The sequence below is a fragment of the Streptomyces violaceoruber genome, assembly GCF_033406955.1.
GTDB classification, from domain to species: domain Bacteria; phylum Actinomycetota; class Actinomycetes; order Streptomycetales; family Streptomycetaceae; genus Streptomyces; species Streptomyces violaceoruber.
Genome location: NZ_CP137734.1, coordinates 5,900,266 through 5,919,116, shown reverse-complemented (window position 1 = coordinate 5,919,116; position 18,851 = coordinate 5,900,266). Strand labels below are relative to the sequence as shown.

The following is an 18,851-nucleotide window of genomic DNA, read 5'->3' as shown; positions in this document are numbered from 1 at the left end:
GGGTCACTAGCGTGCGGGCATGAGTCTCGTACGCCGTGCCGTGGCCGAGGACGCGGAGGAAGTGCTCCGCCTCCGACAGGTGATGATCGCTTCCGTGAGCCCCGACGCTCCCACCGACTGGCAGGCGGGATCACTGCCCGGCCTGCGGTCGAGACTGGCCGATCCGGGCGGGGACTTCGCGGCGTTCGTGGTCGACCACCCGGACCGGCCGGACGCGCTGGCGGCGCTGGTGGTGGGGACGCTGGAGTACCGGATCGGCGGTCCTAACAGGCCGGGCGGGCTGCTCGGGTACGTCTTCAGCGTCGCCACCGACCCGGACGCCCGGCGCCGCGGGTACGCGCGGGCGTGCATGGACGAGTTGCTGGCGTGGTTCCGCGAGCGCGGCGCGGGGCACGTCATGCTGACGGCCTCCCCCGACGCCGAACCCCTCTACGCGTCGATGGGCTTCACCCGCGACGCGACCCCCTCGATGCGGCTGTACCTCTGAGCCGCTTAGGCTCGGTGCCATGTCCTTGAAGAGCCTCGCGTCGATCGAGAACTGGCCGGTCCCCACCGCCGCGGCGGGCGTCGTACGGGCCGACGGCACCGTCCTCGGCACCCACGGCCCGGCCGCGCACCGCTTCCCGCTCGCCTCGGTCACCAAGCCGCTGGCGGCCTACGCGGCGCTGGTGGCGTACGAGGAGGGCGCGATCGAGCTGGACGAGCCCGCCGGTCCGCCCGGGGCGACGGTCCGCCACCTGCTCGCGCACACCTCGGGCCTGGCCTTCGACGAGCACCGGGTGACGGCCCCGCCCGGGGACCGCCGGCTGTACTCCAACGCCGGTTTCGAGCAGCTCGGCGACCACATCGCGAAGGCGGCGGACATGCCGTTCGCCGAGTACGCGCGGCAGGCGGTGCTGGAGCCGCTGGGCATGGCGCACACCTCCCTCGAGGGCTCCCCGGCGAAGGACGGCGTGTCGACGGTCGGGGACCTGCTCCGCTTCGCCGCCGAGGTCCAGGCGCCGCGCCTGCTGGACCCGCGCACGGTCGCCGAGTCGATGACGGTCCAGTACCCGGGCACGAAGGGCGTGCTGCCGGGCTACGGCCACCAGAACCCCAACGACTGGGGCCTCGGCTTCGAGATCCGCGACGGCAAGTCCCCGCACTGGACGGGCTCCGCCTCCTCCCCGCGCACCTTCGGCCACTTCGGCCAGTCCGGCACGTTCCTGTGGATCGACCCGGACACCGCCCTGGCCTGCGTGGCCCTCACCGACCGCGCCTTCGGCCCCTGGGCGGTCGAGGCGTGGCCACCCTTCACCGACGGGGTGCTGGCGGAGGCACGGGGCTGACGCGCTATACCGGGCTGGACAGGCAACACCAGGCGCGTGCCAGCACTTGACGTCCGCCGCCTGTGGACCGGCTACGTGATTCACACCACAGAACCGTGACGGACTGCGTACGCTCGGCTACGCACGGAGGTGAATGCCGCGAGGTGTTGCCGTCCGCAGTCCCCGCAGTCCCGGAGTGAGGTGCCGCAGTGGCCAACATCCAGTCCCTCGACCCGACCGCCTCCCCACTCGACTACTACGGCTGGGAGCTGCGCCGCCAGCGCGAGGCCCACGGCCTCAGGCAGGGCCAGCTCGGCGACATCATCTTCTGCACCGGCTCCTTGGTCGGCCAGATCGAGACCACGAAGAAGGTCCCGACGCGGGACTTCTCCGAGCGGGTGGACGCCGCGCTGGGCACGGACGGCTTGTTCTCGCGGTTGATCGGCCTGGTGCTGCGCAGCCAACTTCCCACGTGGTTCCAGCCGTACGCGGAGATGGAGGCGAAGGCGGCGTACATCTCGACGTACCAGGCGCAGTTGGTCTACGGGCTGCTGCAGACGGAGGAGTACGCGCGGGCGGTGTTGGGCGTCGAGGGCGGCAACGTGGACGAGATGGTCGCCGCCCGGCTGGAACGCCAGCGCATCCTCCAGCGAGACCAGCCTCCCGCACTGTGGGTCATCCTGGACGAGGCGGCACTGCTGCGCGAGATCGGTGGGCCGGAGGTCATGCGCGACCAGCTCGCCCACTTGCTGGGGTTCGCGGCTGCCCCCTGGGTTCAGATCCAGGTTCTTCCCCTTGCCGTGGGCCAACACGCGGCCATGATGGGTACGTTCAATCTGCTGAGGTTCGACACCGACCCCGATCTCTTCTACATGGACGGCTACGACCGTGGGCACATGACCGCCAGTCCGGACGTGATCAAGGAACGCTCATTCGGCTACGCTCGACTGCAAGCCTCAGCCCTCTCCCCCGAGGACTCGGCGAGACTGATCACCCGCGTGATGGAGGAACGCTATGCGGTCCCGCACAGCACTGAGCAATGTTGAGTGGCGCAAGTCCAGTTACAGCGGAAGCAACGGCGGCGACTGTGTCGAGGTCGCCGAGAACCGCCCTACCGGCACCGTCCCCGTGCGCGACAGCAAGAACCCGGCCGGTCCGGTCGTCACCCTCGGCGCACACGCTTGGCAGGCGTTCGTCGACGGCCTGCGTTAGTCCGCACAGCACCTGTCGGCCGACGGGTACCGAGAGGCACATTCGGGTCAACCTCCATCAGTCGAATCCACCGACCGGGACAGCGTCGCCCCAGGTGACACACAGAATCCACGCGTAATCACCACTACTTCTCCACAATTGCGTTTCAGCCGGACGCCGTTCGCGATCTTGTGACGTGATCATGGCGCATGCCTACAGTGACCCGGCGTGCCGGGTGGGGAGCCCCTCCTCCGGTGCGCGGTCACAGGACGGCCGTGGACTGCCGCAGGCGTGGTGACGGGTTTCGTCGTGCCTTCCGTTCCTTCGTCCGGGGCGTCTTCGTCCGTCTCCGTCATCGACGAAGGATGCTCCTGTGCGTCTCAGACGCCCCCGCAGACCATCTGACGGCCCGCCCGGCAGATCCGGTGCCCGACGACTGCGTGTCGCCTCCGCGCCCCTCATACCCCTAACGGTGATCGGCGCCGTGGTCGCCGGACTCATCGGCCCCGAACCCCCTTCCGACGGCCCTCTGCCCGGCACCAGTGCCGTCGCCGACAGCTACGACGGTTTCGACGCCGACGCCGCCGAGCAACTGCGGCAGGACCAGTGCCTGATGGCCGGTGCGCTGCGGCTCGGCGGTCCGGAAATGGGCGGCATCGCCCAGACAGCCCTGAACCAGACTCCCGAACAACTGCACGTCGCAGCAGACCAGGAGTATTGGAACGACACCCCCCTGGCGTTGGCCTATGTCAAGGACAGGGAGCTCATCGACCAGGAGAGCGCGACGCTGGACCCGCGCGTGCAGGCCTGGCAGGACACGCTGTCCGGTCTCTCGACTCCGGGCGGCTTCAAATCCGTGACCGACTTCAGTTGGCCGCCCGGCTCCGGCGGCGGTGCTGACTTCTTCGACCAAGTCGGCTACTCGACATGGCTCGGAGAGCAGTGGTGGAAGGAGGAGGCCCGCTTCTACGAGGATCCCTCCGCCAAGGCCGACGAAGCGACCGTCAAGGCGGTCACGGACCTGGGCACCCCGCTCTACGGCGACGCCGTGTACGACCCCTCGATGTCGTCGGAGGAGTGGGCACTGGCCGTCGAGCAGGAACATGCCTTCGACGAACTGCTCACCGGTGACCTCTTCTCCGGCATGCGCGAGGACGACGCCCGGATGTTCCTGTCCGTCGGCGGTTTCCCCAGTTCCGCTCCGGAGCCCGGAAGTCTGGCGTTCCGTCTGGCTGTCGAGGACTTGAAGACACGGTTCGCGGCCTGCACGTGGACCAATCCGGTCGACCCCGGCAAGGTCCTCGGCCAGGAAGTGGCGACGGCATCGGTGGAGTGGCAGCGGGAGGTCGCCGAGCAGGCCATTCCGCGCAACCAGATCATCGACGCCAACCGGGACGCGACGAAGGCGTTGGCCACGGGCGCGAAGGCGCTGGGCGAGATGCTGGGCCAGTCCTGGACTGCCGACCACCTCGCGCGCTGGCAGGACTACTGGTCGCCGGGTGGAGCGGGCTGGATCGGGGACAGCCCGATGATCGTCCACATCCACGCCGCCTCCGACAAATGCCTGGAGGTCGCGGGCAACTCGAAGGCCGACGGCGCCGTGGTGCAGATGTACACCTGCAACGGCGGCGCCAACCAGAAGTGGCGGGTCGACGGCGACTCGCTGGTGAATGTCAACTCCGGCAAGTGCCTGGACGTGAACCGCGACGGGACGGCCGACGGCACCCGCATCCAGCAGTGGACGTGCAAGCAGAACGGTGCCCAGGGGTGGGAGTTCACCCCCAACCGCACCACCCAGCTGCGGAACACGGGCAGCGGCAAGTGCCTGGATCTGCACACCTACGCCAACAGCCAGGACGCGTGGCTGTGGCAGTGCAACGGCACCGACCCACAGAAATTCGACATCGTGGCGTCCGGGCACAATGGGACGGACGCTCTGGACTACCCGACATCCGGTCAGTTCACCCAAGCGACCAAGGGCATCACGAACGCCCGTGCCAAGGCCGCCGAGCAGCTTGGCGTGATCAGGCGGCAGGCCCAGATCGCGGGCATGGCGGCAGCGGACTCCGAGGAGTCCCTGAACACCGCTTACGGCATCGCCGACAGCATGGGAGCGCCCCGGGGCCGGGCTCTGCTCGTCGGCCAGCAGAAGGACCAGGTCACCAAGGCGTCCTCCGCCGCGCTGAACGCGATGATCAAGGCCGGTGAAACGGCGTTGTCCGCCACCAAGGCCTCCGCCGGTGACAGCGCGTCGATCGCCGCACGGGCAGTGACGCAGGCGGCCGGTACGCAGGCTGCCTTCCGTACCGCCGCCGCCCGGGCGGCCAAGGAACAGGCGAAGGCCGCAGCCGACGCCGCAGCCGTCCAGGCGAGCAACGCCAAGGCCGCCCGCGACACCGCGAAGGCCAAACTCACCGAGACGCAGAACGCCGAAGCCGACGCGAAGGCCGCCGCGGCCACGGCCCACGCCAAGCGACTCGCCGCGGAGAAAGAGGAGGCCACCGCCAAGGCCGAGAAGGAGACCGCGGCACAGAAGCAGGCCGAGGCCGCGGAGCACAAAACCAAGGCCCAGCAACGCGCGACCGAGGCCAAGGACGCCAAGGAACGGGCGGAGACCGCCGACACCACGGCCACCGAGAAGCGCAAGGGCGCGGAGGCCGCCCGCGACAAGGCCAAAGCCCTGCGCGACGACGCCTGGGACGCCGAGCAGAAGGCGAACGCCGCCCGGGCCAAGGCCGATGCCAAGGAGGCCTATGCCCAGGCGTCCGCGTCCGAGGACAATGCGCAGGAGGCCCGGAAGGCGGCCAACGACGCCGACGCGGCCGCCGACGACGCGGAGACGGCGGCCGTCGCCGCACGTTCCGAGGCGGACAAGGCGACCAAGGCAGCAGCCGATGCCGACGCGGCGGCCACTCGGGCGGAGGCCGCGGCGAAGCGGTCCCGGGCCGACTCCGACGCCGCCCAGGCCGCCAAGCTGACGGCGGACGCCGCGGTGAGGACCGCGACCAGTGCGGCGGCGGATGCCATCAAGGCGTCCAAGACCGCCGCGACGGCGGCCCGTACGGCGGTGGAGTTGGCCGACGACGCCGAGCAGCACGCCGCCGACGCCAAGAAGGAGGCGGACGCGGCCAAGGCCGAGGCGGTCACCGCGCTCGCCGGTGCCAACGAGTCCACGGGCTACGCCTACACCACCGCGCAGGCCGCGGTGGATGCCGGCAACTCGGCCGCGCAGGTAGCCGCACCGGCCAACGACGCCATCCAGCTCGGATCGCCGTATGTCACCACCGACTCGGCCGCCGGACTCGCCGTACTGACCGGACAGTCGTCGAAGACGATCGCCGAACAGCAGCAGGCCGTCGCTGAGGCGCACGCGCAGAACGCGGAGGAGTCGGCCGCCCAGGCACAGAGCGTGGCCAACGCGGCGAGCGGTGACTCCAAGGCCGCCTACACACTGGCCGCCGAAGCCCTCGGCTACGCGGCGGACGCGCGCAACTCTGCCAAGGAAGCCTTGGGGTACTCGGCAGAAGCAGCCTCGTACGCGACCCAGGCCGCACAGTCACTCACCCGCACCATCGCCTACGACACCCAGGCCACCAAGGACGCGGCAGCGGCCGACAGCGCGGCCGGCCGGGCCGAGGGCCACGCGGAGGACGCCCGCGACTCCGCCGATGCCGCAGCCCTGGACGCCGAGGCCGCCCGCAGTGCTGCGGACACGGCGGAACAGGCGGCCGAGGACGCCCGGGACGCCGCCGACCACGCCGCCACCGAGGCCGCGGCGGCGGAGGAGGCCGCCAAGGACGCCCAGAAGTACGCCGAATCGGCTCAACAGGCGGCCGAGCAGGCCGAGAAGGAGGCAAACGCCGAACAGATCGACAAGGGAACGGTGGTCGACCAGACCGGAGCTCCCATCGGCGACGTGTTCTACGTGGTCGACCACATCGAGAAGATCGGCGAACCGGAGGTCGTGAAGCAGTCGGACGGCTGCGAGGGCTGGATCGACGAGCTCTTCTACAACGGCGACTGCACCCTCACCACGAAGCTCCGCTACAAGGAGGTGTTCGACCTCTACCTGTGCACGGCGGAGGATCTGGACGCCTCGCAGTACATGTGCCCCTCCGGCGCGACGCTCTACCTCGGTGAGTACACCTCCGACGAACTGTCCACCGAGGTCACCCACACCATCACGATCGCCGAGTACCAGAAGGGCGTCGACCCGGTCGACATCCTCTTCGGCAGCTGGATCAAGTGCGCCCAGAAGATCGCCCCGGGCGGCGCGAGCGGCAGTTGGGGCGGCTGCGCCTGGGCGGGCGTAGACGTCGCGAGCCTGTTCGCAGGCAAAATTATCCGGCCCATCGCGGACGCAGTCAAAGCAGTCGACGCCGCCGCACGAACCGGCATCGGCTTCGCCGACGCCTACAAGGCCCTTCGCACCCTCGGTCTCCCTACAGACGCCGCGTTCCGCATCGGGGTCAAGGGACTCGACGGTTTCGTCAAAACCTGTACCAGGACACGTGGGAAACTGACCGCACGGGCTTCCACAGCCGTCGGCGGTTGCCCCGTGGGGTTGGTCGCTTACAACAGTGAAGAGATGAGCCACTGGGCATACCGGTACCGGACGGAATCCGAGTATTTCGAAGGCGATCACAACGTCGCCGTCGCCAAGGTGCCGGGCTGGAACGACCCCAGGACAGGCGACTTCATCATCGCCAACAGCAAATTTTCCGGTCATTCCGAAACCGAGATCCTCGGCAAGTTGGAAGCGAAGGGTTTCACACCCGGCCAGATCACGGCCCTGTACACGGAGCGGCAGCCCTGTCCCGCCTGCGCTTCCGTCCTGACCGGCTCCCTGAAGGAGGGGACCCCGGTAACCTGGTCGGTCCCCTACCACCCCGACTACGCGAAGGAGTCGAGAAGTCTGCTGGACTCGTACGTCAGGCAAGCCAACGGGCAGCAAAGGGCGCGACCGACAACGACCCAACGACTCACCGAGGGGAACGAGGCGCATGACTGAGCACGCGTTCGACCTGCCGCCAAAGGCTTCGCCGGCCGTCCTCGTGGAGCGAAACGCTCTGGCTGACGAGGTCTGCCGGGAACTGGCTCGATCGGGACTGGCCGCCTATCGGGCAGACCTCGAGGAAGGGGGCCCGCGCCCCGGGGCCGCCGTGCACGTGGATCCCGGTCTCGACGGCGGGGTGTTCGTGGACTGGCGTACAGAGGCAAAACTGCGAGACGCCGCCCTCACGCTCTTCGCGCGGGGCATCGACTACGCGAACCCGCCCGCGGTCGTCCTCCACCACAAGAACATCAACGACCGCATGCAGGTTGCCCTGCTGGCGATCCTCGACTCAGCCGGATTCCGAGTGGAGGAGCCGGACGGACACGCCTACGGGAGCGCGGTGTATGTAGCGGGCCGTCGGCCCTGACCCATCCGTCACTGGGGGCGTCACCGCCCCGCCATCTCCCACACCAGCACCTCGGCCCGCGTCACCGCCACCGCGTCCAGCGCCTCGGCGTCCGTGACGCGGGCCGCGTCGCCCGGGCCCAACCGCTCACCGTCCAGGTCCACCTCACCCCGCACCACGTGCACGTACACGTACGCCCCGTCCGGCACCGCGGTCCGCTCCCCCGCCGCCAGGCGGCGTACGTGGAGCATCGCGCCGGCCGCGGGGACGGCGTACGGGGTGGAGTCGGCGATGCCGCGGACGATCTCGTAGGCGGGGTCGCCGCCGGGGTCGTGCGGGGCCAGCCACATCTGGACGAAGGTGAGGGGGACCGACGCGTCGTTGCGCTCGACGTGGCGGACGCCGCCCGCAGCGCTGAGGCGTTGCACGTCCCCGGCGCGGACCACCGTCTCGTGGCCCGTGCTGTCGCGGTGGGTCAGCTCGCCCTCCACCACCCATGTGACGATCTCGGTGTGGCTGTGCGGGTGCTCGTCGAAGCCCGCGCCGGGGGCGAGGCGCTCCTCGTTGCAGGCGAGCAGGGCCCCGAAGCGCAGGTTGTCGGGGTCGTAGTGGGGGCCGAAGGAGAAGGCGTGGCGGGAGGTGATCCCGGCTGCCGGATCACCGCCCGGGTAGCGCTCGTCGGCGCGGTGTACGTCCATCACGTCGTTCACGGTAGCCCCGGCGGCACACCCGCCCGGCCCGATAAGGCAGTCTTGTCCCCGTGCCCGAACCCGAAACCGGTAAGCCCGACGCCCCCGCCCAGCCCGCCCACCCGCATACCGCGACCCTGAAGCGGCTGGAGCAGTCCTCCGGTTCGCTCGCCGCGCAGGCCATCGCGCGCATGGACGAGACGCTGCCGTGGTACCGGGCCATGCCACCGGAGAACCGTTCCTGGATCGGGCTGGTCGCCCAGGCCGGCATCGCCGCGTTCACCGAGTGGTTCCGGCAGCCGGACGCGCCCCAGGCCATCTCCACCGACGTCTTCGGGACCGCGCCGCGCGAGCTGACCCGGGCGATCACGCTGCGGCAGACCGTGGAGATGGTGCGGACCACGATCGAGGTGATGGAGTCCGCGATCGACGAGGTCGCCGCCCCCGGTGACGAGTCGGTGCTGCGCGAGGCGCTGCTCGTGTACGCCCGGGAGATCGCGTTCGCGACCGCCCAGGTGTACGCGCAGGCCGCCGAGGCACGCGGTGCCTGGGACGCACGCCTGGAGTCGCTGGTGGTGAACGCCGTGCTCAGCGGCGAGGCCGACGAAGGGGCCGTGTCCCGGGCCGCCGCCCTCGGGTGGAACTCGCCCGAACATGTCTGTGTCGTGCTGGGGACCGCTCCCGACGGGGACTCCGAGCTGACCGTGGAGGCCATCCGGCGGGCGGCCCGGCACGCCAAGCTCCAGGTGCTGACCGGGGTGCTCGGGGACCGGCTCGTGGTGATCGCCGGGGGCCGCAACGACCCGCTGGCGGTGGCGAAGTCGCTGATCGGGCCGTTCGCGCAGGGGCCGGTCGTCGCCGGGCCCGTGGTGCCGGACCTGCTGGCCGCGACCCGGTCCGCGCAGGCCGCCGCGGCCGGGCTGAAGGCGTGCACCGCCTGGCAGGACGCGCCGCGTCCGGTGCTCGCCGACGATCTCCTGCCGGAGCGCGCGATCGCCTCCGACCCCTCGGCCCGTGAGCAACTGGTGGAGGAGATCTACAGACCGTTGGAGGAAGCGGGAGCGGCGCTTCTTGAGACGCTCAGCGTCTATCTCGAACAGGCGAGCAGTCTGGAGGGCGCCGCCCGGATGCTCTTCGTTCACCCGAACACCGTGCGCTACCGGCTCCGACGTGTGACTGACGTCACCGGATGGTCACCCTCTGATGTACGGTCTGCGTTCACACTGCGGATCGCGCTCATCCTGGGGCGTCTGGCCGACGGAGATCCGCAACTCTAAGATTTTGTGCAGGGTCCACAAAACCCGCTCCTGTTCTTCGTCCCTGTCCCCACGGGCGGTCGTGGCCGTCCTCAAGAGAGAGTGTGAGAGTGCTCGTACTCGTCGCTCCCGGCCAGGGCGCCCAGACGCCCGGCTTCCTGACTGACTGGCTCGCCCTCCCCGGCGCCGCTGACCGCGTCGCCGCCTGGTCTGACGCCATCGGACTCGATCTCGCCCACTTCGGCACCAAGGCCGACGCGGACGAGATCCGAGACACGTCGGTGGCCCAGCCGCTGCTGGTCGCCGCCGGAATCCTCTCCGCCGCGGCACTCGGTGACATGGCCGAGATCGCGCCCGGCGCGGTCGCCGGTCACAGCGTCGGCGAGATCACCGCCGCCGTCTTCGCGGGCGTCCTCGACGACACCGCCGCGCTGTCCCTCGTACGCCGTCGCGGTCTGGCCATGGCCGAGGCCGCCGCCGTCACCGAGACCGGCATGTCGGCGCTGCTCGGCGGCGACCCCGAGGTGAGCGTCGCGCACCTGGAGCGGCTCGGCCTGACCCCGGCGAACGTGAACGGCGCCGGTCAGATCGTGGCGGCGGGCACCATGGAGCAGCTGGCCGCGCTGAACGAGGACAAGCCTGAGGGTGTGCGCAAGGTCGTCCCGCTGAAGGTGGCCGGCGCGTTCCACACCCGCCACATGGCCCCCGCCGTGGACAAGCTCGCCGAGGCCGCCAAGGCGCTGACGCCGGCCGACCCGAAGGTGACGTACGTCTCCAACAAGGACGGGCGGGCCGTCGCCTCCGGCACCGAGGTGCTGGACCGGCTGGTCGGCCAGGTCGCCAACCCGGTGCGCTGGGACCTGTGCATGGAGACGTTCAAGGAGCTGGGCGTCACCGCGATCATCGAGGTGTGTCCGGGCGGCACGCTGACCGGGCTGGCCAAGCGGGCGCTGCCCGGTGTGAAGACGCTGGCCCTGAAGACCCCTGCCGACCTCGACGCGGCCCGCGAGCTCGTCGCCGAGCACACCCAGGCCTGACAAGGAGCGCGAGAGCATGTCGAAGATCAAGCCCAGCAAGGGCGCCCCGTACGCGCGCATCCTCGGCGTCGGCGGATACCGTCCGACCCGGGTGGTGCCGAACGAGGTGATCCTCGAGAAGATCGACTCGTCCGACGAGTGGATCCGCTCGCGCTCCGGCATCGAGACCCGGCACTGGGCCGGGCCCGAGGAGACCGTCGCGGCGATGTCGGTGGAGGCCTCCGGCAAGGCGCTCGCCGACGCCGGGGTCGACGCCTCGCGGATCGGTGCCGTGGTCGTCTCGACCGTGTCGCACTTCAGCCAGACCCCGGCCATCGCCACCGAGATCGCCGACCGCCTCGGCACGGACAAGGCCGCGGCCTTCGACATCTCGGCCGGCTGCGCGGGCTTCGGCTACGGACTGACCCTGGCCAAGGGCATGGTCGTCGAAGGTTCGGCAGAGTACGTGCTGGTCATCGGCGTGGAGCGGCTGTCCGACCTGACCGACCTGGAGGACCGGGCCACGGCCTTCCTGTTCGGCGACGGCGCCGGCGCGGTCGTGGTCGGCCCGTCCCAGGAGCCGGCGATCGGCCCGACGGTCTGGGGCTCGGAGGGCGACAAGGCCGAAACGATCAAGCAGACGGTCTCCTGGGACCGCTTCCGGATCGGCGACGTCTCCGAACTGCCCCTCGACTCCGAGGGCAACGTCAAGTTTCCTGCGATCACGCAGGAGGGCCAGGCGGTGTTCCGCTGGGCCGTGTTCGAGATGGCGAAGGTCGCGCAGCAGGCGCTGGACGCGGCCGGGATCAGCCCGGACGACCTGGACGTCTTCATCCCGCACCAGGCCAATGTGCGGATCATCGACTCGATGGTGAAGACACTGAAGCTGCCGGAGCACGTCACGGTCGCCCGTGACATCCGCACCACCGGCAACACCTCGGCCGCCTCGATTCCGCTCGCGATGGAGCGGCTCCTGGCGACCGGCGACGCGAGGAGCGGCGACACCGCGCTCGTCATCGGCTTCGGGGCGGGTCTCGTCTACGCCGCGACGGTCGTTACCCTCCCCTAGGCACTCCGTGCCGGATCACCCCGGTCCGGAACGGAGAGCAGCACCGCCCGCCGCCGACGCGGCGGGCCGCCACACCCTCTGGACAACAAAGAAGGAGCGCCGTCATGGCCGCCACTCAGGAAGAGATCGTCGCCGGTCTCGCGGAGATCGTGAACGAGATCGCCGGCATCCCGGTCGAGGACGTCAAGCTGGACAAGTCCTTCACCGACGACCTGGACGTCGACTCGCTGTCCATGGTCGAGGTCGTCGTCGCCGCCGAAGAGCGCTTCGACGTCAAGATCCCGGACGACGACGTCAAGAACCTCAAGACGGTCGGCGACGCGACGAAGTACATCCTCGACCACCAGGCCTGATCCGCCGATACTCGGGCATGACCCGGGTACCGGGCAGATCCGGGCAGACTGCCCCGCCGCCCGGCGGTGGCGCCGTACGAATCCGTATCCCGTTGGAGAAAGAATTCCCGTGAGCTCGACCAATCGCACCGTGGTCGTCACCGGTATCGGCGCAACCACACCGCTGGGTGGCGACGCAGCCTCGACCTGGGAGGGTCTGGTCGCCGGCAGGTCCGGCGTCCGGCCCCTGGAGCAGGAGTGGGCCGCCGACCAGGCGGTCCGTATCGCCGCGCCGGCCGCCGTCGCCCCCTCCGAGGTCATCCCGCGGCCGCAGGCCCGCCGCCTGGACCGCTCGGCGCAGTTCGCGCTGATCGCGGCGCAGGAGGCCTGGAAGGACGCCGGGTACGCCGGCAAGGCGGGCGAGAGCCCCGCCGAGGACGGCGCGGCCCACGTCGACCCCGACCGGCTCGGTGCGGTCATCGCCTCCGGCATCGGCGGCGTGACCACGCTGCTCGACCAGTACGACGTGCTGAAGGAGAAGGGCGTCCGCCGCGTCTCCCCGCACACCGTCCCCATGCTGATGCCGAACGGTCCCTCCGCCAACGTCGGCCTGGCCGTGGGCGCCCGCGCGGGCGTGCACACCCCGGTCTCGGCCTGCGCGTCGGGCGCCGAGGCCATCGGCTACGCCATCGAGATGATCCGCACCGGCCGCGCCGACGTCGTCGTCGCGGGTGGCACGGAGGCGGCGATCCACCCGCTGCCCATCGCCGCGTTCGGCAACATGATGGCGATGTCCAAGAACAACGACGACCCGCAGGGCGCCTCCCGCCCCTTCGACACGGCGCGCGACGGCTTCGTCCTCGGCGAGGGCGCCGGCGTCCTGGTCCTGGAGTCCGCCGAGCACGCCGCCGCGCGCGGCGCCCGCGTCTACGCGGAGGCGGTCGGCCAGGGCATCTCCGCCGACAGCCACGACATCGTGCAGCCGGAGCCGGAGGGCCGCGGCATCTCCGCCGCCCTGCAGAACCTGCTGGACGGCAACGACCTGGACCCGGCCGAGATCGTGCACGTCAACGCGCACGCCACCTCGACGCCGGCCGGTGACATCGCCGAGCTGAAGGCGCTGCGCAAGGTCCTCGGCGACGACGTCGACCACATGGCGGTCTCCGGCACCAAGTCGATGACCGGTCACCTGCTCGGTGGCGCGGGCGGCGTGGAGTCCGTGGCGACCGTGCTCGCGCTGTACCACCGGGTGGCGCCGCCGACCATCAACGTCGAGAACCTCGACCCGGAGGCCGAGGCCAACGCGGACATCGTCCGCGGGGAGGCCCGCAAGCTCCCGGTGGAGGGCCGTATCGCCGCGCTGAACGACTCGTTCGGCTTCGGCGGGCACAACGTGGTGCTCGCGTTCCGGTCGGTCTGAGCGACCGCCGTACGCACGTGAAGGGCCCCCACCGGACGGTGGGGGCCCTCTGCGTGTGCCCACTGCGGGTGCCCTCCGCGTGCGCCGGGGCGGGCGGGGTGTCACACCACCTGGTGCAGCCAGCGGACCGGGGCGCCCTCGCCGGCGTGGCGGAAGGGCTCCAGTTCGTCGTCCCAGGGCTTGCCGAGGAGCTTGGCGATGTCCGACTCGAGGTCGGTCTCGCCGCGCTGGGAGCGGACCAGGGCGGCGCGCAGCCGGTCCTCGGGGATCATGATGTCGCCGTGGATGCCGGTGACGGCGTGGAAGATGCCGAGGTCGGGGGTGCAGCTGTAGCGCTCGCCCTCGGCGTTCGCGGAGGGTTCCGCGGTGACCTCGAAGCGCAGCAGCTGCCAGCCGCGCAGTGCCGAGGCGAGCTTGGAGGCGATGCCGGCCTGCCCCTGCCAGGAGAACTCCGAGCGCCAGGTGCCGGGCGCGGCGGGCTGCCGGATCCAGTCCAGGCCGACGCGCGTGCCGAGCACCCCGGCGACGGCCCACTCGACGTGCGGGCAGAGCGCGCGCGGCGCGGAGTGCACGTACAGGACTCCACGTGTCGTCACCGGAACCTCCGGGCTGAGCGGGACATCTCGGAACGGGTGGAACGGCCGTGACCGGGCGGGCCACGTTGATGGCGAGGCTACCGTGCGGCGGGGCAAGGAGTGTGACGTACCGTCGGTCCCGCCGCCGACAAACCTCCGCCATTCACCCGGCAGGACGCTTGTACGGGTGTGAGACGTTGCATCGCCGCCCTCGGGAACCCTCGCGCGGTGTCATGGGTTGAGCACGGTGGAGGCACGAGCCGAGGGGTGGGACCGGTATGGGTCGAGGGACGGACCAGCGGACGCGGTACGGCCGTCGCCGGGCGCGTGTCGCGCTCGCCGCCCTGACCGCCGCCGTCCTGGGCGTGGGCGTGGCGGGCTGCGACTCCGTGGGCGGCGACTCACCCGCTCCTTCCGGCAGCCCGTCGAAGCGGACGAGGACGGCGCCCGCCTGGGACACCAGCCCGGCGTCCGTCGCCGCCGTGGGCGACTCCATCACGCGCGGCTTCGACGCCTGTGCGGTGCTGTCGGACTGCCCGGAGGTGTCGTGGGCGACCGGCAGCAGCGCGAAGGTCGACTCGCTGGCCGTACGGCTGCTGGGGAAGGCGGACGCGGCCGAGCACAGCTGGAACTACGCGGTCACCGGGGCCCGGATGGCGGACCTGACCGCTCAGGTGACGCGGGCGGCGCAGCGCGAGCCGGAGCTGGTGGCGGTGATGGCCGGGGCGAACGACGCGTGCCGGTCCACGACCTCGGCGATGACGCCGGTGGCGGACTTCCGGGCGCAGTTCGAGGAGGCGATGGCCACCCTGCGCAAGAAGCTCCCCAAGGCGCAGGTGTACGTGTCGAGCATCCCGGACCTCAAGCGGCTCTGGTCCCAGGGCCGCACCAACCCGCTGGGCAAGCAGGTGTGGAAGCTCGGCCTGTGCCCGTCGATGCTGGGCGACGCGGACTCCCTGGACTCGGCGGCGACCCTGCGGCGCAACACGGTGCGCGACCGGGTGGCGGACTACAACGAGGTGCTGCGGGAGGTCTGCGCGAAGGACCGGCGGTGCCGCAGCGACGACGGCGCGGTGCACGAGTTCCGGTTCGGCACGGACCAGTTGAGCCACTGGGACTGGTTCCACCCGAGTGTGGACGGCCAGGCCCGGCTGGCGGAGATCGCCTACCGCGCGGTCACCGCGAAGAATCCCTGACCCGGCCGCTGACCTGGGCGTGTCCTAGAGTTCCGCACATGAGCGAACTCTTCGGCACACTTTCCGACGGCACCCCGGTACACCGCTGGACCCTGGAGCGGGCCGGCGTCCGGGTACGGGTCCTGTCGTACGGCGGGATCGTGCAGTCGGCCGAGGTGCCGGACCGGGACGGTCACACCGCCGACGTGGTCCTGGGGTTCGCGGACCTGGACGGCTATGTGGCGCACCCGGAGCCGTACTTCGGCGCGCTGGTCGGGCGGTACGCCAACCGGATCGCGGGCGGGCGCTTCCCGCTGGACGGCCGGACGTACGCGCTGGCGCCCAACGAGGGGCCCAACACGCTGCACGGCGGCACCCGGGGCTTCGACAAGCGCGTGTGGGACGTGGCGGCGGTCGAGGAGGGCGTCCGGCTGAGCCGGGTCTCCCCGCACGGCGAGGAGGGCTTTCCGGGGCGGCTGGAGATGTCGGTGACGTACACGCTGGACGGGTCGGGCGCGCTGCGGATCGCCTACGAGGCGGTCACGGACGCGCCGACCGTGCTGAACCCGACCAACCACAGCTACTTCAACCTGAGCGGCTCCGGGCACGCGGGCGGGCACGAACTGCGGCTGGCCGCCTCCCGGATCACGCCGGTCGACGCCGGCCTGATCCCGACCGGCGGCCTCGACGACGTGACGGACACGCGCTTCGACTTCCGGCGGGCGCGCAAGGTCGGCTCGGGCTACGACCACAACTACGTCCTGGACAAGGGTGTGACCGAGGCCGCCGAAAAGGTCGCCGAGCTGTACGACCCGGCGTCGGGACGGGTGCTCACGGTGGCGACGACCGAGCCGGGCCTCCAGCTGTACACCGCCGACCACCTGGGCGAGCCGTTCGCCCCCGGGGACGGGATCGCGCTGGAGACCCAGCACTTCCCCGACTCCCCGAACCGGCCCGGCTTCCCGAGCACGGTGCTGCGGCCGGGCGAGGTGTTCCGCTCGGAGACGGTGTACGGCTTCTCGGTGCGGTAGCGGTAGCCGTAGGAGGCGGGCGGCCGGGGTGGCCGAGCCCCGGCCCGGCCGTCAGGTCCCGGACCGGGGCTGTCCACGGGGACGGCGCGCTCGCGGGCGTCCCGGGTCAGACGTTAATCGCCGCGCCGATCCGGCGGTCCGCGATCGGGCGTCCGATCAGGAGTTCGTACGAACCCTTCACAAACAGCCACGAGTCGGTCTGCCGGGCGCCATGGCGCGTACCCCTTCCGTCACGCGATACTGCCGCCGTTCCGGCAGCACCCCACGGCGACGGAAGGACCTGGACTCCCTTGAGACCCATACGTGTTCGGATCGGTGTACTCGGACTGGCCCTGGTGGCGGGGCTCGCGGCCCCCACGACGGCGACGGCGGCTCCCGGGGCGGGCGGTGCCGCCCCCGCACCGACCGTGGAGGAGCGGCGGCTCGACGGGGAGGTGCCCCAGGAGATCCTGCGCCGCTCCGGATTCGCCGCGGTGGCGCCGGCGTTCGCCCGGGGACTCGGGCGGGCGGACTCCTACCGCGAGGCGCGTGCCGTCGTGGCGCGCGAGGGCGCGGCGTTGTGGCGGCGGGCGGTGGACCGGGTGCAGGGGCGCGGTCCGGCCCGCGGGGACCTCAGCCGGGACGACGACCGGCCGCTGTACTGGGCGCGGCTCGGGATGACGCGCGAGCTGCGCACCTGGGAGCCCGGGTTCGGTCTGGGCGAGCGGCAGCGGGCCGCGCTGCTGACGGAGCTGGAGCGCACCTCGCGCGGCCAGGCCGACCTGCGCCTGCCGCGCGGCCACCGTGACGGGCACGGCGGGCACGGCAAGGGCGTCAAGCGGGTGCTGCTCACCGGCTTCGACCCCTTCACGCTGGACCGGGAGGTCCGGATCTCCAACCCCTCCGGCGCCGTCGCGCTCGCCCTGGACGGCACGGTGATCGACACCCCGGACGGTCCCGCCCGGGTGGAGACGGCCGTGTTCCCGGTGCGCTGGACGGACTTCGCGCAGGGGACGGTGGAGCGGGCGCTGCGGCCGTACCTGCCGCGGGTGGACCTGTTCACCACGGTGAGCCAGGGCCGGGTCGGCCGGTTCGACGTGGAGCGGACCAACGGCGCCTGGCGGGGCGGCTTCCCGGACAACGACAACGTCTCCCGCACGGAGACGGTCCCGGTGGCCGACCCGGCCTCGCAGCCGCAGTGGACGACGACCACGCTGCCGTACGCGGCGATCACGGCGGCGGACACCGGGCGCTTCCCGGTGTACGACAACACGGCCGTGACCGAGATCCCGGCGGGCGGCGACGAGCCGGTCGTACGGCCGGACGGGCCCACGCCCGGGTCGACGGCCCGGGAGGGCGGCGGCGGCAACTACCTCTCCAACGAGATCGCCTACCGCGCGACGCTGCTGCGGGACCGGCTCGGGCTGCACGGCACGCTGCCGGGCGGGCACGTGCACACGCCGGTGCTTCAGTTCGGGACCGGGAACACCGATCCGGCGACGGGGGCGGTCACCGACCCGGAGTTCGTGCGCAACAGGCTGGACATCGTGGCGCAGGCGCGGGCGATCGTGGCCGTGGCGGTCAGTGCTCCGGGGACGGACCGGGGCTGACCGCCGGGGCGGCGGCACCGCCCTCGGACGGCTCGCCGGCGCCGTCGCGGATCTCCTCGCCCAGCAGTTCCCGGGCGAGGAGCGTGGCGCCGGCGACCGCGCCCGGCATCAGGAACACGGCGACGAACGGCACCAGGAAGGACACGCCCAGCGGGGTGCCGAAGCCCCAGACCAGCATCCGGCGGGAGCGCAGCAGGGCGAGGCGTTCGCGCAGTTCGACGCCGCGGCGCTGGAGCGCGACGGAGGCCAGTTCCTCGGTGAGGAAGAAGCCGGTGACGAAGAAGCCGATCACCGGCACCACGGTCTGGCCGACGACCGGGATGAAGCCGAGCGCGAAGAGCAGCACGCCCCAGAGCAGGGCGCGGACGAGGATCCGCAGGCTGTCGCGGCCGGAGATCCACAGCTCGCGCCAGAGCGGCAGGGGGGACTCGGGCGCCGTGCCGTCCGGGGAGACGTCGCGGTCGACGCGTTCGGAGAGGGCCTCGTAGAAGGGCTGGCCGACCAGCAGGGTCACCGCGGTGAAGGTGAGGACGGCGAGGAGCAGGGCGAGGGCGAACAGCACGGCGGTGAGGAAGCCGCGGAAGAGTCCGAGCCAGGGACTCGACCAGTCGTCGGCGAAGGGGGTCACCCACGCGACGAAGTCCTCGCCCCACAGCGCGAGCGCGACCAGCACGCCCACGTACAGGACCAGGGTGATCAGGCCCGGGACGAGCCCGAAGCCGTAGCTCCTGCCGTGCCGGGCCACCCAGCGCTGGCCCTTCAGCAGATGGCCGAACCCCGCCCCAAGATCACGCATGGG

At 71.4% G+C, this 18,851-nt stretch carries 17 protein-coding genes; 14 read left to right on the top strand and 3 right to left on the bottom strand.

What is annotated here, in order from left to right:
* Positions 1–19: 19 nt before the first annotated feature.
* The 6 genes from R2E43_RS26360 to R2E43_RS26335 all read left to right on the top strand — a co-directional run bounded on the left by R2E43_RS26360 (position 20) and on the right by R2E43_RS26335 (position 7,921).
* Positions 20–487, top strand: a complete 468-nt coding sequence (locus R2E43_RS26360) for a GNAT family N-acetyltransferase (protein WP_093456074.1) — start codon at positions 20–22, stop codon at positions 485–487.
* 19 nt (positions 488–506) lie between these two features.
* Entirely contained in the window at positions 507–1,328 is an 822-nt protein-coding gene (locus tag R2E43_RS26355; RefSeq protein WP_332056624.1) for a serine hydrolase domain-containing protein, read from the top strand.
* Positions 1,329–1,516: 188 nt separating this feature from the next.
* A complete protein-coding gene (locus R2E43_RS26350; protein WP_011028316.1) occupies positions 1,517–2,353 on the top strand; it encodes a helix-turn-helix domain-containing protein in 837 nt (278 codons plus the stop codon).
* A complete protein-coding gene (locus R2E43_RS26345) occupies positions 2,322–2,519 on the top strand; it encodes a DUF397 domain-containing protein (protein WP_011028317.1) in 198 nt (65 codons plus the stop codon). Before R2E43_RS26350 ends, R2E43_RS26345 begins: the two co-directional genes overlap by 32 nt.
* A 352-nt stretch (positions 2,520–2,871) precedes the next feature.
* Positions 2,872–7,509, top strand: a complete 4,638-nt coding sequence (locus R2E43_RS26340; RefSeq protein WP_011028318.1) for an RICIN domain-containing protein — start codon at positions 2,872–2,874, stop codon at positions 7,507–7,509.
* Positions 7,502–7,921, top strand: a complete 420-nt coding sequence (locus R2E43_RS26335) for a hypothetical protein (protein ID WP_011028319.1) — start codon at positions 7,502–7,504, stop codon at positions 7,919–7,921. Before R2E43_RS26340 ends, R2E43_RS26335 begins: the two co-directional genes overlap by 8 nt.
* 20 nt (positions 7,922–7,941) lie before the next feature.
* Here the strand turns inward: R2E43_RS26335 and R2E43_RS26330 are convergent, their stop codons facing one another.
* On the bottom strand, positions 7,942–8,598 hold the full coding sequence (locus R2E43_RS26330) for a pirin family protein (RefSeq protein WP_332057134.1): 657 nt from the start codon (positions 8,596–8,598) through the stop codon (positions 7,942–7,944).
* Positions 8,599–8,660: 62 nt separating this feature from the next.
* Here R2E43_RS26330 and fasR point away from each other — a divergent pair, with 62 nt between their 5' ends.
* The 5 genes from fasR (at position 8,661) to R2E43_RS26305 (ending at position 13,682) form a co-directional block, all read left to right on the top strand.
* Positions 8,661–9,866 (top strand): fatty acid biosynthesis transcriptional regulator FasR, encoded by a 1,206-nt coding sequence (fasR, locus tag R2E43_RS26325; protein ID WP_030863943.1) that lies wholly within the window; start codon positions 8,661–8,663, stop codon positions 9,864–9,866.
* Positions 9,867–9,955: 89 nt separating this feature from the next.
* Positions 9,956–10,882 carry an ACP S-malonyltransferase gene (locus R2E43_RS26320; protein ID WP_030863940.1) on the top strand — a complete coding sequence of 309 codons (927 nt, stop codon included), beginning with the start codon at positions 9,956–9,958 and terminating at the stop codon, positions 10,880–10,882.
* A gap of 16 nt (positions 10,883–10,898) precedes the next feature.
* A complete protein-coding gene (locus R2E43_RS26315) occupies positions 10,899–11,930 on the top strand; it encodes a ketoacyl-ACP synthase III (RefSeq protein WP_030863937.1) in 1,032 nt (343 codons plus the stop codon).
* A 104-nt stretch (positions 11,931–12,034) separates the two neighbouring features.
* Positions 12,035–12,283: an acyl carrier protein gene (locus R2E43_RS26310; RefSeq protein WP_003976417.1), complete on the top strand. Its 249-nt coding sequence runs from the start codon at positions 12,035–12,037 to the stop codon at positions 12,281–12,283.
* A 109-nt stretch (positions 12,284–12,392) separates the two neighbouring features.
* Positions 12,393–13,682: a beta-ketoacyl-[acyl-carrier-protein] synthase family protein gene (locus R2E43_RS26305; protein ID WP_003976416.1), complete on the top strand. Its 1,290-nt coding sequence runs from the start codon at positions 12,393–12,395 to the stop codon at positions 13,680–13,682.
* A gap of 101 nt (positions 13,683–13,783) precedes the next feature.
* On the opposite strand, the gene R2E43_RS26300 is transcribed toward R2E43_RS26305, so the two are convergent.
* Complete coding sequence (locus R2E43_RS26300; protein WP_003976415.1) at positions 13,784–14,278, bottom strand: DUF3145 domain-containing protein; 495 nt, start codon at positions 14,276–14,278, stop codon at positions 13,784–13,786.
* A 257-nt stretch (positions 14,279–14,535) separates the two neighbouring features.
* On the opposite strand from R2E43_RS26300, the gene R2E43_RS26295 reads away from it, so the two are divergent.
* The 3 genes from R2E43_RS26295 to R2E43_RS26285 all read left to right on the top strand — a co-directional run bounded on the left by R2E43_RS26295 (position 14,536) and on the right by R2E43_RS26285 (position 18,052).
* Positions 14,536–15,453, top strand: coding sequence for an SGNH/GDSL hydrolase family protein (locus R2E43_RS26295; RefSeq protein WP_003976414.1), 918 nt, complete (start codon positions 14,536–14,538; stop codon positions 15,451–15,453).
* Positions 15,454–15,491: 38 nt separating this feature from the next.
* Positions 15,492–16,463: an aldose epimerase family protein gene (locus R2E43_RS26290; RefSeq protein WP_011028324.1), complete on the top strand. Its 972-nt coding sequence runs from the start codon at positions 15,492–15,494 to the stop codon at positions 16,461–16,463.
* 290 nt (positions 16,464–16,753) lie between these two features.
* Complete coding sequence (locus R2E43_RS26285) at positions 16,754–18,052, top strand: C15 family peptidase (RefSeq protein WP_030863934.1); 1,299 nt, start codon at positions 16,754–16,756, stop codon at positions 18,050–18,052.
* Here R2E43_RS26285 and R2E43_RS26280 read toward each other — a convergent pair.
* Positions 18,024–18,848: an EI24 domain-containing protein gene (locus tag R2E43_RS26280; protein WP_011028326.1), complete on the bottom strand. Its 825-nt coding sequence runs from the start codon at positions 18,846–18,848 to the stop codon at positions 18,024–18,026. The genes R2E43_RS26285 and R2E43_RS26280 overlap by 29 nt on opposite strands.
* Positions 18,849–18,851 lie beyond the last annotated feature (3 nt).

Excerpts from the sequence above, each read along its gene's own strand:
- R2E43_RS26360 (WP_093456074.1), top strand. The coding sequence starts at position 20 with ATGAGTCTCGTACGCCGTGCCGTGGCCGAGGACGCGGAGGAAGTGCTC.
- R2E43_RS26355 (WP_332056624.1), top strand. The coding sequence starts at position 507 with ATGTCCTTGAAGAGCCTCGCGTCGATCGAGAACTGGCCGGTCCCCACC.
- R2E43_RS26345 (WP_011028317.1), top strand. The coding sequence starts at position 2,322 with ATGCGGTCCCGCACAGCACTGAGCAATGTTGAGTGGCGCAAGTCCAGT.
- R2E43_RS26335 (WP_011028319.1), top strand. The coding sequence starts at position 7,502 with ATGACTGAGCACGCGTTCGACCTGCCGCCAAAGGCTTCGCCGGCCGTC.
- R2E43_RS26330 (WP_332057134.1), bottom strand. The coding sequence starts at position 8,598 with ATGGACGTACACCGCGCCGACGAGCGCTACCCGGGCGGTGATCCGGCA.
- R2E43_RS26315 (WP_030863937.1), top strand. The coding sequence starts at position 10,899 with ATGTCGAAGATCAAGCCCAGCAAGGGCGCCCCGTACGCGCGCATCCTC.
- R2E43_RS26310 (WP_003976417.1), top strand. The coding sequence starts at position 12,035 with ATGGCCGCCACTCAGGAAGAGATCGTCGCCGGTCTCGCGGAGATCGTG.
- R2E43_RS26295 (WP_003976414.1), top strand. The coding sequence starts at position 14,536 with ATGGGTCGAGGGACGGACCAGCGGACGCGGTACGGCCGTCGCCGGGCG.
- R2E43_RS26290 (WP_011028324.1), top strand. The coding sequence starts at position 15,492 with ATGAGCGAACTCTTCGGCACACTTTCCGACGGCACCCCGGTACACCGC.
- R2E43_RS26280 (WP_011028326.1), bottom strand. The coding sequence starts at position 18,848 with ATGCGTGATCTTGGGGCGGGGTTCGGCCATCTGCTGAAGGGCCAGCGC.